We start from the raw sequence: 14492 nt of genomic DNA, 5'->3' as shown, positions 1-14492 counted from the left end.
GAAGTCGGGGTGACCAGGTGCGATGAACCGGAGGGGTGGTTTCTCTTCGCGGAAGCCGGGGTGACCAGGCGCGGGGTCCGCGACAGTTGAGGTGGCCTCGTCGGGGCTGGGGTGGCTGGGGGCGTGGCCTGACAGGGGGCGCGGTGCGGCTGACGGGGGTGTCCCGGGAGTCCGGCTGGACCGGGCTGTCCGTGCAGACCACACTTCCCAACCCGAGTACCCGTCCGGGCCTGCGCCTGCCGGGCCGCGTGACGTTGACGGCGGGGCCGGACGACGTACTGGTGCGGCACATCCGGCTCGGCCTGGTCACCACGGTCGAGCCGGATGATCCGGCCGCCGCCCGGCGCCTGGTGCAGTTTTTTCAGCTGCCGATCGCCGGCCGGTTCGTCGTACCGGCCGGTCGGCGTCGGGCGGTCGACTTCGCGCTGCCGTTGCCGTGGGAGACCCCGGTGACCATCTTCGGCGGGGTGCCGCTGCTGAGCCTGCGGATGGGGCTGCGTACCGAGGTCTCCGTCGACCCGGAGCTGGATCAGGGGGCGATGGTGCCGGTCTTCGTGCACCCGATTCCCACTCAGCAGCACGTGCTGGCGGCGTTCGAGACGCTGGGTTTCATGATCCGCCAGGCCGGTCTGCAGGAGGGTGCGCTGCCGGGGGTGGCGCACACCCTGCCGCTGCACCAGCGGTGGGGGTACTGGGTGGCGCCGCTCTACGCCGGCCCGATCACCGAGCTGGAGGTGATCTTCGTGACCAACTCGGCGGGCCTGGAGGCGATCTTCTGGATGGACCGCCGGCTGGCGCTGGCCGGGATCACCCATCAGAGCATCAGCCGGTTCCGGATCTGGCATGCGGACGCCGACCGGCGGGACTGGATCGCCACCGTGGACGGCTGGCTGCGCCAGGCGATCAACCGGCACGCCGCGGCGGCGGCACACGCCGACTGGTCCGCGCGGCTCGACGAGTCCGCCCACGTCAGCCGCCACCCCGACGAGCCGGTCCGGCCCGGCTACGGCCTCGGCGGCACCGCCGGTAATGCCGGAGTCGGTGGCGGCGGCTCCGGCGGCGACGGCACCTAGCGGGGCCTGTGCCCGTCAACGGTGTTAATAGGGGCCCCCTCCTCTACCGCAGGCGTTAACAGGGGGCCCTTCCTTACACCGAGGCGGTGGCCAGTTTGAGGCTGAAGGCGAGGAAGAGCGCGGCGACGGCGGTGGTGCCGCCGGCGGCGAGGCGGCGACGCTGGCGGAACTGCGTGGCCAGGAAGGTGCCCGCGAAGATCAACGCGGTCAGGTAGATCGCGCTGGTCACCTGGGCGATCAGCCCGAGCAGCAGGAAGGACAGCGCCGGCCAGGCGTAGCCGGGGTCGACGAACTGGATGAAGAACGAGATGAAGAACAGGATCGCCTTCGGGTTCAGCAGGCTGATCACCAGCGCCTTGCGGAACGGGCTGCGCATCGCCGCCGGCTCCGCGGCGTCGATGAGCCGCGGCGTGCTCGGGTCGTTGCGGTCGCGCCAGCGCCGCCAGGCGCCGCGCAGCATGGTCACCCCGACATAACCGAGGTACGCGGCACCGGCGTACTTGATCACCAGGAACAGCGGTGGGTACGCCTTGAGCACCGACGCCACCCCGGCGGCGGAGAGGAACATCAGCACCCCGTCGCCGACGAACACCCCGCCGGCCGCGCGGTAACCGGCCGCCACTCCCCGCTTGGCGGCGGTGGAGAGCACGAAGAGTGAGTTCGGCCCGGGCAGCAGGATGATGGCCACGGTGCCCAGCACGTACGTCCAGATGTCGGTGATCCCCAGCACGCCCGCCATCATCACGCCACGGGTGCCGTCCGGAGAAGCCTTTCCCGCAGCCTGACCTGTGCGTTCGGCCACTCGTCGGTAAGCATGGAGTAGAGCGCCGAGTTCCGCCAACTTCCGTCGGCGCGTATGCGGTTGGCCCGCAGGGTGCCCTCCCGGGTGGCGCCGAGTCGCTCGATCGCCCGCTGCGAGCGCTCGTTGAGCGTGCTGGTCTGCCAGGTGACCCGGGTCGCATCCAGTTCCCCGAAGGCTCGGGTGAGCAGCAGCAGCTTGGCCTCGGTGTTGATCCCGGTGCGCCACCACCGCCGGCCGAGTTGGGTGTAGCCGATCTCCAGAGTTCGCAGCTCCTCGTCCGGCTGGTAGTAGGAGGTGGTGCCGACCACCGTGCCGGTGGCCGCGCAGCGCTGCACCCACGGCACCCGCACGCCCCGCTGGTGAGCCTCCAGCGCGGCGCCGATGTAGCCGGTCATCTCGGCCACGCTCGTCGGTCGCGGGCTGCCGATGTGGCGCCACACCTCGGGGTCGTCGAGTGCGGCGTACAGGCCCTCGGCGTGGCTCGGGTCCAGGGGCTCCAGCAGCACGTGCTCGCCGCGCAGCACCACCGGTTCCAGCCAGGTCGACCGGTTCGGCCGCAGGTACGCCGGCAGCGGCGCGGTGACCCCGGCGTCCGGCTCCGGCAGCCCGGCGGTCAGCCGCAGCGGCAGCACCCCGGCCCAGTGCGGCAGGTGCAGGTCGGCCTCGTCCTCGCGCACCCCACCGGTGCGGGCCCGGACCGACACCTCGCGCAGTGGCAGCGCCAGCACGGCGGTCTCGGCCAGCTCCCGCCGGTTGGGCGGGCGGCTGGCCGCGCTGCGTCCCGCGCCGACCTTCTCCACCAGTGCGGTGAGCATGGCGGTCTTCTCCCGCTCGTCGGTGACCAGTCGGGCGGTGCCCAGCGCGACCACCGAGCGGTAGTTGGCGCTGTGGTGGAACTGGGAGCGGGCGTAGACCAGCCCGTCGAGCAGGGTCACCGTGACGCAGACCGGCAGTCCGTCGCCCCGGGCGGCGAGCAGTGGCCGGCTGCCGGTGGAGCCGTGCAGGTAGAGCGTGTCGCCGATGCGTACGTGCAGGGTGGGCAGCACCCGCGGCTGGCCGTCGACGGTGAACCCGAGCGCGCAGTGGTACGCCTCGTCGAGCACGGCGTGCGCGGCGGCCCGGTCGTAGCTCATCCGGTCCCGGGAACGGCTGGGGATGGTCCGGGCGGTGGGTGGGTACATGCTCGCCCCTTTGTTCTAGTACAATCTCCTGTTTGTGTCAGCACGCTATCAGTTCGCCGGGGCGACGGCCGTCGCGATTTCGGCCAGCATCGAGTCGGGCATCCGCACGGGGGGCCTGCCGCCAGGTGCCGCCCTGCCACCGGTCCGGGTGCTCGCCGTTGAACTGGGCGTCAGCCCGGCCACGGTCGCCCGCGCCTACCAGGAGTTGCGCCAGCGCGGCCTGCTCGCCACCGCCGGTCGGCACGGCACCCGGGTCCGCCCCCGCCCGCCGGTGGCCGCCCGCCGCTCCGCGCTGCGTCCGGCGTCGTTGCCCGGGGCCCGTGACCTGTCCCGGGGTGAGCCCGACCCCCGGCTGCTGCCCGCCCTCGGCCCGCACCTGGCGGCGCTGGCCGCCGAAACCGGCCCGCCGGTCGGCTACTCCGACGCCGGCGTGCTGCCCGAGTTGGCCGCGGCGGCCCGTGCCCGGCTGAGCGCCGACGGTGTGCCGGCCGGGGAGCTCACCCTCACCGGCGGCGCGCTGGACGGCATCGAGCGGCTGCTCGGCGCCCACCTGCGTCCCGGCGACGCGGTCGCGGTGGAGGATCCGGGCTGGGCCAACCTGCTCGACCTGGTCGCCGCGCTGGGGCTGCGCCCGATCGGCGTACCGCTCGACGACGAAGGGCCGCTGGTGGCCGGGGTGGCCGCCGCGTTGGCCGCCGGCGCGCGGGCGCTGGTCGTCACCAGCCGGGCGCAGAACCCGACCGGCGCGGCCGTCTCCGCCGCCCGGGCCGAGGCGCTGCGGGCGCTGCTCGCCGGCCGGCGCGACCTGCTGCTCATCGAGGACGACCACGCCGCCGAGCTGGCCCGCGTACCGCTGCACCCGCTGGCCGGCGCGACCGCGAGCTGGGCCTTCCTCCGTTCGGTGAGCAAACCCTTCGGCCCCGACCTGCGGCTGGCCGTGCTGACCGGTGACGAGACCACGGTGGCTCGGGTGACCGGCCGGACGCGGGTCGGCGCGGGCTGGGTCTCCACCGTGCTCCAGCGACTGGTGCTCGCGCTGTGGCGCGACCCGGCGGTCGCCGAGGTGGTGGAGCGGGCGACGGAGAGTTACGAGCAGCGGCGTGCGGGGCTGCTGGCCGCGCTGGCGGAGCACGGCCTGGCCGCGCACGGCCGCAGCGGCATCAACGTCTGGCTGCCGGTGGCGGACGAGACCAGCGCGGTCACCGCGTTGCGCGACGCCGGCTGGTCGGTGGCCCCCGGAGCCCTCTACCGGATCGCCGCCCCGCCCGCGCTGCGCATCACCGTCAGCCCTCTCACCATTCCGGACCTGGTTCCCCTGGCCGCCGCCCTGGCCCGCGCCGCCCATCCCGCCCCACCACCGGGCTTCTCCACCTGACCCAACGGAGTTGGGCGCGGCTGTCGCCGCCGGGCCTGCGCGGTTGGGTAGGGCAGAAAGCGCGCTATCGCGACGATTCACAGCGGTTGGGGTGGGTATGCGGGCCGCCGGAGGTGGAAGACATGGCTTCAGGTGGCTCGCGCAAGGGGCTCTGGATCGCGGTGGCGGTGGTGATCATCATCATCGTGATCGTGCTGATCGCGATCGCGTCCGGTGGTGACGGCGGCAACGGGTACTGACGCGGCCCGGCCGACGGTGCTGGCGCTCCACCATGGCGTACCCGGCATCGGGCGGCGAACGGGTATATAACAGTCGGCATGGCCGAGCAGACCGGGAGCGCCCCGGGCGCCCAGCGGTTCATCCCGCCGGGCGCGGACACCATCGACGAGCTGCGCGCCGCCTCGGGTGGCTGTCAGGGGTGCGAGCTGTACCGGGACGCCACGCAGACGGTCTTCGGCCGGGGCGACGAGAGCGCCCGGGTGGTCCTGGTCGGCGAACAGCCCGGCGACATGGAGGACCAGAAGGGGCTGCCCTTCGTCGGTCCCGCCGGGCGGCTGTTGCGCAAGGCCGCCGACGACGCCGCGCTCGACTCCTCGCAGATCTATCTGACCAACGCGGTCAAGCACTTCCGCTTCGAGTTGCGCGGCAAGCGGCGTATCCACCAGACCCCCGACCGGGTGCACATCACCGCGTGCCGGCCGTGGTTGGTCGCCGAGTTCGCCCGGCTGCGCCCGGAGATCGTGGTGGTGCTCGGCGCGACAGCAGCCAAGGCGCTGCTCGGCCCGTCCTTCCGGGTCACCCGCCAGCGGGGCGAGCTGCTGCCCTGGCCCGCGTCGGCCCAGCACGCGGAGGACTTCCAGCGGGTGCCGGTGGACAACGCCGGAAAGCGGGCCGACGCGCCCGAGGCCCGCCTGCTCGCCACCATCCACCCGTCCGCGGTGCTGCGCGCCGACGATCAGGACAAGGCGTACGAGGGGCTGGTCGCCGACCTCACCGTCGCCTCCCGCGCCCTGTCCGGCTGACACCGCCCCGCCCTGACACCGCGGCGCCGGAGGGACGAGCGTCGGCTCGGCCGACAGCGAAACCCACTGCCGCTGGTCGGCACGGGTGCGCGAGGATGGGGCACCCCCATCCTAAGGAGCGCCGATGGCCACCGACCTGACCGCGCCGCGTACCGTCCGGCCCGACGTCGCGCCGATCCAGCGCCGTACCCTGCGGCTGCTCTTCACCACCCAGATCATCGGCGGCGTCGGCGTGACCATCGGCATCGCCGTCGGTGCCCTGCTCGCCGCCCGGATCGCCGGCACGGCGGTGGCCGGGCTGGCGCAGAGCGCCGGTGTGGTGGGCGCGGCGCTGCTCGCCGTCCCGGTCACCCGGATCATGGCGCGGCACGGCCGGCGGCCGGGTCTGGTGATGGCGTACGTGGTCGGCGCCGTCGGCGGCGTGCTGGTGGTGCTGGCCGCGGCCACCCGCTGGGTGCCGCTGCTCTTCCTCGGCATGCTGCTCTTCGGCGGAGGCACCGCCGCGAACCTCCAGGCCCGCTACACGGCGGTGGACCTCGCCGAGCCGGCCCGCCGGGGCCGGCAGCTCTCCCTGATCGTGTGGGCAACCACCATCGGCGCGGTGGCCGCGCCGAACTTCGCCGCGCTGGCCGACCGGGTCACCACCGGCTGGGGGCTGCCGCCGCTGGCCGGCCCGTTCGCGTTCAGCGCGGTCGCGTTCGTGCTGGCTGGCGGCGTACTCCTCGGGTTGCTCCGGCCCGACCCGCTGCTCACCGCGCGCCGTCTCGCGGCGGCCGACGCGCCGCCCGCCGAAGTGCCGGCTGCGGCCGCCGCGCCGGTCGGGGTGCGCGCGCCGCGCGGCGCCGGGATGCGGGCGGCCTGGTCGGTGGTACGCGGACGGCCCGCCGCCCGGCTCGGCATCGCGGCGGTGGCGGTCGGCCACCTGGTGATGGTGGCGGTGATGTCGATGACCCCGGTCCGGCTCGGTGAGTCGCACGCCGACGCCGACGTGCTGCGGCTCGTCGGCATCGTGCTGAGCCTGCACATCGCCGGCATGTACGCGTTCTCCCCGCTGGTCGGCTGGCTCACCGACCGGCTCGGCCGGCGGGTGGTGATCCTCGGCGGGGTGGCGCTGCTGCTGGCCGCGTGCGCGGTTGCCGGCACCGCCGGGCACCACACGCCCCGGCTCTCGGTGGGGCTGGTCCTGCTCGGGCTGGGTTGGTCGGGGACGATGGTGGCCGGCTCGACGCTGCTCTCCGAGTCGGTGCCGGGCGGCGTGCGGCCGAGCGTCCAGGGGCTGTCCGACCTGACCATGGGGCTGGCCGGGGCCGGCGCCGCCATGGTCAGCGGGTTTGTCATGCAGGTGGCCGGCTATCCGGTGCTCACCCTGCTCGCGGCGGTCGCGACGGTGCCCCTGGTGGCGCTAGCGTTGCGGCCGGTGCCGACCGGGGCACCGGACGAGGAGGGCTGATCACGTGCGGCTGACCGACTTCTGGGCGCGGCTGGAGGAGGCCTTCGGCCCCGGCTACGCGGCCAGCATCGCCCGCGACCAGGTGCTGTCCCAGCTCGATGGACGCACCATCGAGCAGGCGCTGGCGTCGGGGGAGCAGACGCACGTGGTGTGGCGGGCGGTCTGCGCCGCGTATCCCGACCGCGTGCCCGCGCGACTACGCTGAGCAGCCTTTTCGCGGCTTCCGCGTGTCGCTTGTCGAGTCGTACACCTGTTCGGCTATTGTCCACAGCGGGGTGCTCGTCCACAGCTCGCGGCCCGTCGGCTGGTTTTCTGTCGGACCCAGCGCCTAGCGTGTCCGCGTGACGCGAAGCTCAGCAAAGACGCCGGCGAAGGCAGGGGTGGCAACCATGGCAGCAGGGCCTGACCGGGAGAAGGCACTCGACCTTGCTCTCGCTCAGATCGACAAGCAATTCGGCAAGGGCTCGGTGATGCGGCTGGGGGAGCGGCCCGTCATCCAGACCGCCGTGATCCCGACCGGTTCCATCGCGCTCGACGTGGCACTCGGTGTGGGTGGTCTGCCACGTGGCCGAGTGGTCGAGATCTACGGTCCCGAGTCCAGCGGTAAGACCACGGTGGCGCTGCACGCGGTGGCCAGTGCCCAGCGGGCTGGCGGCATCGCGGCCTTCATCGACGCGGAGCACGCGCTCGACCCGGAGTACGCGAAGGCCCTCGGGGTCGACACCGACGCGATGCTCGTCTCCCAGCCGGACACCGGCGAGCAGGCGCTGGAGATCGCGGACATGCTGATCCGCTCCGGCGCGATCGACGTCATCGTGATCGACTCGGTGGCGGCCCTGGTGCCGCGCGCCGAGATCGAGGGCGAGATGGGCGACAGCCACGTGGGTCTCCAGGCACGGCTGATGAGCCAGGCGCTGCGGAAGATCACCGGTGTGCTCAGCAACACCGGCACCACGGCGATCTTCATCAACCAGCTCCGGGAAAAGATCGGCGTGATGTTCGGCAGCCCGGAGACCACGACCGGTGGCCGGGCGCTGAAGTTCTACGCGTCGGTCCGGCTCGACGTGCGCCGCATCGAGAGCCTCAAGGACGGCACCGACGTGGTCGGTAACCGCACCCGGGTCAAGGTCGTGAAGAACAAGGTCGCCGCGCCGTTCAAGCAGGCCGAGTTCGACATCATGTACGGCAAGGGCATCTCGCGCGAGGGCTCGCTGATCGACGTCGGCGTGGAGCAGGCGATCATCCGCAAGTCCGGCGCCTGGTACACGTACGACGGCGACCAGCTCGGCCAGGGCAAGGAGAAGGCCCGGGAGTTCCTGAAGGAAAACCCGGACGTGGCAGCCGAGATCGAGAAGAAGATCCTGGAGAAGCTCGGCGTCGGGGTCGGCGCGAGTGACGCCGCCGGTGGCCCGGAGCTGCCGCCGGTCGACTTCTGACCGGTCGCTGACCCGTGGCAGGACGACGCGCTCGTACGGGGCGGGGCTGGGATGCCAGTCCGCCCCGTACGGGCGACGCCAGCGATCCACCCCGTCCCCGGCGGGGTCGCCGTGGCCGGTCCGGGGAGGCCGACGCGGCCGAGTCCCCGTCACCACCTCGCGACGAGTCGGAGGTGGCCCGCGAGATCTGCCTGCGCCAGCTCGCCGTCCGGCCACGCACCCGGGCCGAGCTGGCCGGGGCGCTGGCCAAGCGGGGCATCTCCGAGCAGGTCTCGGCCGAGGTGCTCGACCGGTACGACGAGGTCGGCATCATCGACGACGCCGCGTTCGCACGGGCCTGGGTCTCCAGTCGGCACTCCGGGCGGGGTCTGGCCCGGCGGGCGCTCGCCAACGAGCTGCGCCAGAAGGGCGTGGACGGCGAGGTGGCCACCGAGGCGCTTGGCGAGTTGGACGAGGAGACCGAGGCGGAGACCGCCCGCGCGCTGGTGGAGCGGAAGCTGCGCACCGCCCGTGGTGAGCCCGACGCGGTCTTCCGGCGGCTGGTGGGCATGTTGGCCCGCAAGGGTTACCCGCCGGGCGTGGCGATCCGGGCGGTGAAGGACGCGATCGCCGCGCAGAGCGCCGAGGCGGCCGAGTTCGCCGAGCAGATCGACGCCGACGCGCTCGCCGACGCTGAGGGCGAGTTGGAGCGGGACAACCACCCGGGCGGGTGAGCGGCCGGGTGGATGCCCGGGGCCGACCCGCCGCGCCACTCGGCGGATGTCCGCAATTGGACGGATGGGTCACACCGCCGGGCCGGCCTGGACGGCCGAGTGTCATCCAGTGGGCGCTTGGGCCGGGTTGAGCAGGGCGGACACGCTCACTGACCGAGCCCACTCACGGAGTTTGTCCGCCCGTGTCCGGCTCGACATCAGCACGTGGTGATGTGGCGGCTTCTCTCCGTTCGGGGGGTTTGATCATGAGTTCTTGACCAGACCGCCTCCGGAGACCTAGCCTCGCCATACAGGCTCACATTGCCCGACCAAGCGCAGGCTAAGCGCACAACATAGATCGCGTAACAGAACAGCATCACTTTGGCCAGCGCAACCGGCCATTCATCGCAGCTCCGGGCAGGCCGGTCCGGAGCCGGCGCGACAACTGCACCCGGCCGCCGACGATGCCCGCGGGCACCGCCGGCGGAGAGAGCTACCCACGGCCAGTCGCTCCGGTCGGGCGTCCAGAGCCGCAGGAGCGTGCCCTCGGCACGGTCGCTGCGGCGCCGACGTATCCAGGGGGAGGCGGCCATGGCGGGGCGGCACAAGTTCACCGGCGGTCCGCACGAGGTCCCGGCATGAGCACCTTCGACATGGCGCTCCTCGCCGCCGTACTGGTCCTGACCGTGGTGGTGGTCGGCGCGGTGCTCTTCGGCGTCCGGACGCTGCGCCGGGTCGGCGCGGCCCCGGTGCCGGAGGATCCGGCGTTCATCGCCGAGAAGGACCGCCAGGAGCAGTCGCTGGCCGCCCTGCGCAGCGCGGCCGACCACGCCAACAGCACGATCGACGTGGCGAAGTCCGCGGCGTCGGCCGCCCGGGCCGAGGCCGCGGCGGCGAAGGCAGAGGCGAAGGCGGCCCGGGCCGAGGCCCGCCGGGTGCTCGACGACGCCCGCGCGGAGGCCGACACGGTGCTGGAGCGGGCGCACAAGCAGGCCGAGGCGGACGCTGAGCAGTTGCGCACCACGGCCCGTCGGAGCGGCGAGCGGGAGGTGGCGGTGCTCGCCGCCACCACCCGGGAGCAGGCGGCCGAGGTGGAGCGCCGGGCGGCCCGGATGGACGAGCGCGAGCGGCTGCACACCGAGGAGGTGGAGCGGTTCGCCGAGCGGGAGCGGCAGCTCACCGGGGCCCGCGCCGCACTGGCCGCCCGGGAGGCCGAGCTCACCCGACGGGAAGCCGAGCTCACCGAGGCGGAGGAGCTGCGCCGCCGGGAGCTGGAGCGGGTGGCCGGGCTCACCGCCGAGGCGGCCCGGCTGGAGCTGATCGAGGCGATCGAGACGCAGGCCAAGCGGGAGGCGGCGCTGCTGGTGCGGGACATCGAGTCCGACGCCCGCAGCACCGCCGAGCAGCGGGCCCGGCACATCGTGGTCGACGCGATCCAGCGGGTGGCGAGTGAGCAGACCGCGGAGAGCGTGGTCAGCGTCCTGCACCTGCCCGGCGACGAGATGAAGGGGCGCATCATCGGCCGGGAGGGGCGCAACATCCGCGCCTTCGAGTCGGTGACCGGGGTCAACCTGATCATCGACGACACCCCGGAGGCGGTGCTGCTCTCCTGCTTCGACCCGGTACGCCGGGAGGTCGGCCGGCTAACCCTGGAGAAGCTGGTGCTGGACGGGCGGATCCACCCGCACCGGATCGAGGAGGTCTACGACCTGGCCCGGCACGAGGTGGAGGAGCTCTGCCACCGGGCCGCCGAGGACGCCCTTGTCGAGGTCGGCATCACCGAGATCCACCCCGAGCTGGTCACCCTGCTGGGCCGGCTGCGCTACCGCACCTCGTACGGGCAGAACGTGCTCAAGCACCTCGTCGAGACCGCGCACATCGCCGGCCTCATGGCCGCCGAGCTGCGGCTGGACGTGCCCACCATCAAACGGTCGGCGTTCCTGCACGACATCGGCAAGGCGCTCACCCACGAGGTGGAGGGCAGCCACGCCATCATCGGCGCCGACCTGGCCCGCAAGTACGGCGAGCACGAGGACGTGGTGCACGCCATCGAGGCGCACCACAACGAGGTGCCCCCGCAGACCATCGAGGCCGTCCTCACCCAGGCCTCCGACGCCTGCTCCGGCGGTCGGCCGGGCGCGCGCCGGGAGAGCCTGGAGGCGTACGTCAAGCGGCTCGAGCGGATCGAGGAGATCGCGGCCAGCAAGCTCGGCGTCGACAAGGTCTTCGCCATGCAGGCCGGCCGGGAGATCCGGGTGATGGTCAAGCCGGACGACGTGGACGACATCGGGGCGGCTGTGCTGGCCCGGGACGTGGCCAAGCAGATCGAGGAGGAGCTGACCTACCCGGGTCAGATCCGGGTCACCGTGGTCCGCGAGTCCCGGGTCACCGAGATCGCCCGCTAGTCCGCGACACCGGCAGCTCGGCCTGCTCCGCGGGCGGATCGTACGGCGAGTGCGGTGCAGACCACCGCGACGGCCAGGCAGAGGAACGCGATCGGGTTGACGTTCGAGGGAACGAGATCCGCCGTGGTGCCGTCGTTGTAGCGACAAAGGTGTCTCAGCGGCAGCCAGTCGGTGCTGGTCGGCGTCGACGCCAACGGCTTCGCGGAGCAGTACTCGCTGGTGGCCCGGAGGTCGATGAAGTGGCCCGCCCACACTCCGTGCAGGTAGACGATGACGGCGCCGGCCGGCGCCACCACTGTCCCGACGACGAACTGGGCGACGGTGTTCATTGGTGAGAGTTTGCCCTGTTCACGGAGCGAAGTGAGAGGGCCAACCCGGACTCCGGGCTGGCCCTCTCACGGTGAGCTGAGTCTCAGATGCCCCCGCCGCCCTCGGCCTGGGACATCAGTGCCGCGGGCGGCGGATTCTGTGCCGGGGTGTTCGCGGTCTTGCGGCCCTGGGCGAGCCGGCGCTGGACGTACTGCGCGAGCTTCGACAGCGAGTAGTTCACCACGATGAAGAGAACGGCGATCACGACGTAGACCTGGATGGGGTTACCCAGTGCGCCGATGATCTGCTTGCCGATGTTCAGGGTCTCCTCGTAGCTGATGATGAAGCCGAGTGAGGTGTCCTTGAGCACTACCACCAGCTGACTGATCAGCGCCGGCAGCATGATCCGGAATGCCTGCGGCAGAAGGATCATCCGGGTGGTCTGTGCCGGGGACAGCCCGATGGCGGCGGCGGCCTCCGCCTGGCCGCCAGGTAGTCCCTCCATGCCGGAGCGGAGGATCTCGGCGATCACCACCGAGTTGTAGATGGTCAGGCCAATGACCAGATACCAGAGGTTGTCGAAGGCGATGCCGAACTCGGGAAAGCCACGGGCCACGAAGAAGATGGTGATCACGACCGGCAGGCCGCGGAACACTTCGACGCAGACCCGGGTGATCGCCGACAGCAGCGTGCTCAGCCCCCGCAGCAGGTACGCCAGCGGCGTGGCGAGCCCGGTGAACTTGCGACGGGTCAGGCTCTTGAGCTGGATCCGCAGCACCGCCAGCAGCGTGCCGACCACCAGCGAGGCCACGATGGCCATCGCCGCCGCCATCAGGGTGTTCTTGAAGCCGAGGCCGATCCGCTCCCATACCAGGGAGAAGTTCTCGTTGGAGGGGTCGACCAGCGGACCCCACAACTCCATCGACAACTGGCCCTTTTCGTCCAGGGGCCGGTAGATCAGGAAGTACGCCCCGACGAGCAGGACCAGCCCGGCGACGATGCTGCTGATCAGCGTGATCCGCCGCTGCCGGGGCCCGGGGACGTCGTAGAGGACGCTGGTCTGCTGACTCATCGGGCCACCGCCTGTCGCTTCTCGATCCGGTCCAGCAGGGTGCCGAGCGGCACGGTCATGATCAGGTAACCGATCGAGATGCCGATGGCGACCGGGACGAAGGCGTAGCCCTCGGCCCCGGTGAGCTGGTCGGCCGTGGCCGACAGGTCGCCGACCACCCCGAAGAAGCCGGCCAGCGCCGAGTTCTTGATCATCGCGATGATCACCGAGCCGAGCGGCACCACCGAGGCCTGCCAGGACTGCGGCAGCACCACGTAGCGCAGGTTCTGCCCGAAGGTCAGACCCAGCGATCGCGCCGCCTCCGCCTGGCCGGCGGGCACCGCGTTGACCCCGGACCGCAGCGCCTCACAGACGAACGCGGCCGTGTACAGCACCAGAGCGATCAGCGCGAACCGGAAGTACGGCAGGTCCGTGCCGAGCCGGGTGAACAACGAGTCGATCACCGGGATGCGGAGGAAGTCCGCGTTGGATCCGAGCGCCGGCAGACCGAACGCGGCGAAGAACATCACCACGGTCAACGGCATGTTGCGGAAGACGTTGACGTAGCTGGTGCCCACCGCGCGTAGCGGCGGCACCGGCGAGATGCGGAGCACCGCCACGATGGCACCCAGGATGAGGGCGCCGATCGCGGCGAGTATGCAGATCTGGAGGGTGAGCCAGAAACCACCCGCAAAGACGTCGAACTTGTCGATGAGTACGTTCACGGGTCGGTGTTCCTTCCACCCTCCAGATCGAAGGTTCAGATCAGTAGCGGTTGATGGTGGGCGCCGAGCCCAGTTCCGCGCCGAACTTGCCGGCGGTGTCGTCCCAGGCCTTCTTCCAGCTACCGTCGGCGACCGCCTTGTCCAGCGTGTCGTTGATGAAGCTGCGGAAGTCCGCGTCGTCCTTCTTCACGCCGATGCCGTACGGCTCCTTGGTGAAGTTGGAGCCGGCCAGCTTGAAGGACGCCTCGTCCTTGGCGATGTAGCCGAGCAGGATCACGTTGTCCGTGGTCACGGCGTCGACCTGGCCGCCCTTGAGGGCGTCACGGCACTTGTCGTAGGTGTCGAAGAGCACCAGCTGGGTGCCGACGTCCTTGACGTGCTTCTTGATCTCCTCGGCCGGGGTGGAGCCGGTGACCGAGCAGACCTTCTTGGTGCCGTCCTTGAACGAGTCCGGACCGGTGATCGTCGTGTCGGCCTTCTTCACCATGATGTTCTGGCCGGCCTCGTAGTACGGCCCGGCGAAGGCAATGCGCTCCTTGCGCTTGTCGTTGATCGTGTAGGTCGCGGCGACCAGGTCGACCGTGCCGTTGACGATCACGTCCTCGCGGACCTTCGAGGGGGCCTCGACCCACTCGATCTTGTCCTCGGGGATGCCGAGCTCCTTGACGATGATCTTCGCGACCTCGACGTCGAAGCCCTCCGGCTTGCCCGACAGGCCCTTCTGACCGAAGCCCGGCTGGTCGAACTTGGTGCCGACCTTGATCTTCTGGGCCTTGTTCAGCTTCTCCATGGTGCTGCCGGCGGCGAAGGACTTGCTGCCGGCGCCGGTGCCTTCCCCGCCGTCGTCGCCGCCACAGGCGGTCAGGCCGAGCGCCAGAGCGGCGACCGCGGCAACTGCCGCAACGCGCGTGATACGCATACACTTCTCCTTCTTCAACGGGGCCCGCCGGTGGCCGGCGTGCTCCACTACG

The 14492-nt window shown here is 71.7% G+C and carries 14 protein-coding genes; 8 read left to right on the top strand and 6 right to left on the bottom strand.

Annotation, left to right across the window (positions count from 1 at the left end):
• Positions 1-143 precede the first annotated feature (143 nt).
• Positions 144-1073, top strand: a complete 930-nt coding sequence (locus ACFYPS_RS17150) for a sporulation protein (protein WP_354963191.1) — start codon at positions 144-146, stop codon at positions 1071-1073.
• 73 nt (positions 1074-1146) lie between these two features.
• Here the strand turns inward: ACFYPS_RS17150 and leuE are convergent, their stop codons facing one another.
• Together leuE and ACFYPS_RS17140 are read right to left on the bottom strand one after the other, a co-directional pair.
• Positions 1147-1815, bottom strand: a complete 669-nt coding sequence (leuE, locus tag ACFYPS_RS17145) for a leucine efflux protein LeuE (protein ID WP_089017168.1) — start codon at positions 1813-1815, stop codon at positions 1147-1149.
• Positions 1815-3056 (bottom strand): bifunctional pyridoxamine 5'-phosphate oxidase family protein/GNAT family N-acetyltransferase, encoded by a 1242-nt coding sequence (locus ACFYPS_RS17140; RefSeq protein ID WP_354963190.1) that lies wholly within the window; start codon positions 3054-3056, stop codon positions 1815-1817. Before ACFYPS_RS17140 ends, leuE begins: the two co-directional genes overlap by 1 nt.
• Positions 3057-3090: 34 nt before the next feature.
• Here ACFYPS_RS17140 and ACFYPS_RS17135 point away from each other — a divergent pair, with 34 nt between their 5' ends.
• The 7 genes from ACFYPS_RS17135 (at position 3091) to rny (ending at position 11436) form a co-directional block, all read left to right on the top strand.
• Positions 3091-4431, top strand: a complete 1341-nt coding sequence (locus tag ACFYPS_RS17135; protein WP_354963189.1) for an aminotransferase class I/II-fold pyridoxal phosphate-dependent enzyme — start codon at positions 3091-3093, stop codon at positions 4429-4431.
• Between the two features lie 317 nt (positions 4432-4748).
• The gene (locus ACFYPS_RS17130; protein ID WP_354963188.1) at positions 4749-5453 is read left to right on the top strand and encodes a UdgX family uracil-DNA binding protein; all 705 of its coding nucleotides are present in this window, start codon (positions 4749-4751) and stop codon (positions 5451-5453) included.
• Between the two features lie 124 nt (positions 5454-5577).
• Positions 5578-6903 carry an MFS transporter gene (locus ACFYPS_RS17125; protein ID WP_354963187.1) on the top strand — a complete coding sequence of 442 codons (1326 nt, stop codon included), beginning with the start codon at positions 5578-5580 and terminating at the stop codon, positions 6901-6903.
• Positions 6904-6907: 4 nt separating this feature from the next.
• On the top strand, positions 6908-7108 hold the full coding sequence (locus ACFYPS_RS17120; RefSeq protein WP_074318010.1) for a DUF3046 domain-containing protein: 201 nt from the start codon (positions 6908-6910) through the stop codon (positions 7106-7108).
• A 184-nt stretch (positions 7109-7292) separates the two neighbouring features.
• Entirely contained in the window at positions 7293-8339 is a 1047-nt protein-coding gene (gene recA / locus ACFYPS_RS17115) for a recombinase RecA (protein ID WP_354963186.1), read from the top strand.
• 14 nt (positions 8340-8353) lie between these two features.
• The gene (locus ACFYPS_RS17110) at positions 8354-9052 is read left to right on the top strand and encodes a regulatory protein RecX (protein ID WP_354963185.1); all 699 of its coding nucleotides are present in this window, start codon (positions 8354-8356) and stop codon (positions 9050-9052) included.
• A gap of 617 nt (positions 9053-9669) precedes the next feature.
• Positions 9670-11436 (top strand): ribonuclease Y, encoded by a 1767-nt coding sequence (rny, locus tag ACFYPS_RS17105; protein WP_354963184.1) that lies wholly within the window; start codon positions 9670-9672, stop codon positions 11434-11436.
• Here rny and ACFYPS_RS17100 read toward each other — a convergent pair.
• From ACFYPS_RS17100 to ACFYPS_RS17085, 4 genes are all read right to left on the bottom strand, one after another.
• Positions 11433-11765, bottom strand: a complete 333-nt coding sequence (locus tag ACFYPS_RS17100; protein ID WP_354963183.1) for a hypothetical protein — start codon at positions 11763-11765, stop codon at positions 11433-11435. The two genes, rny and ACFYPS_RS17100, sit on opposite strands and share 4 nt — an antisense overlap.
• Before the next feature lie 83 nt (positions 11766-11848).
• Complete coding sequence (locus ACFYPS_RS17095) at positions 11849-12817, bottom strand: amino acid ABC transporter permease (RefSeq protein WP_354963182.1); 969 nt, start codon at positions 12815-12817, stop codon at positions 11849-11851.
• Positions 12814-13521: an amino acid ABC transporter permease gene (locus ACFYPS_RS17090; protein WP_354963181.1), complete on the bottom strand. Its 708-nt coding sequence runs from the start codon at positions 13519-13521 to the stop codon at positions 12814-12816. The genes ACFYPS_RS17095 and ACFYPS_RS17090 overlap by 4 nt, the downstream gene beginning before the upstream one ends.
• Before the next feature lie 40 nt (positions 13522-13561).
• Positions 13562-14440 (bottom strand): glutamate ABC transporter substrate-binding protein, encoded by an 879-nt coding sequence (locus ACFYPS_RS17085; protein ID WP_354963180.1) that lies wholly within the window; start codon positions 14438-14440, stop codon positions 13562-13564.
• Positions 14441-14492: the final 52 nt, after the last annotated feature.

It is taken from the genome of Micromonospora sp. NPDC005087, assembly GCF_042872965.1.
In the GTDB taxonomy this organism is placed as follows: Bacteria; Actinomycetota; Actinomycetes; order Mycobacteriales; family Micromonosporaceae; genus Micromonospora.
Note: the sequence above shows the minus strand (reverse complement) of the source record. Positions and strands in the feature narration are given on the sequence as shown.

Excerpts from the sequence above, each read along its gene's own strand:
- leuE (WP_089017168.1), bottom strand. The coding sequence starts at position 1,815 with ATGATGGCGGGCGTGCTGGGGATCACCGACATCTGGACGTACGTGCTG.
- ACFYPS_RS17140 (WP_354963190.1), bottom strand. The coding sequence starts at position 3,056 with ATGTACCCACCCACCGCCCGGACCATCCCCAGCCGTTCCCGGGACCGG.
- ACFYPS_RS17130 (WP_354963188.1), top strand. The coding sequence starts at position 4,749 with ATGGCCGAGCAGACCGGGAGCGCCCCGGGCGCCCAGCGGTTCATCCCG.
- ACFYPS_RS17125 (WP_354963187.1), top strand. The coding sequence starts at position 5,578 with ATGGCCACCGACCTGACCGCGCCGCGTACCGTCCGGCCCGACGTCGCG.
- recA (WP_354963186.1), top strand. The coding sequence starts at position 7,293 with ATGGCAGCAGGGCCTGACCGGGAGAAGGCACTCGACCTTGCTCTCGCT.
- rny (WP_354963184.1), top strand. The coding sequence starts at position 9,670 with ATGAGCACCTTCGACATGGCGCTCCTCGCCGCCGTACTGGTCCTGACC.
- ACFYPS_RS17100 (WP_354963183.1), bottom strand. The coding sequence starts at position 11,765 with ATGAACACCGTCGCCCAGTTCGTCGTCGGGACAGTGGTGGCGCCGGCC.
- ACFYPS_RS17095 (WP_354963182.1), bottom strand. The coding sequence starts at position 12,817 with ATGAGTCAGCAGACCAGCGTCCTCTACGACGTCCCCGGGCCCCGGCAG.
- ACFYPS_RS17085 (WP_354963180.1), bottom strand. The coding sequence starts at position 14,440 with ATGCGTATCACGCGCGTTGCGGCAGTTGCCGCGGTCGCCGCTCTGGCG.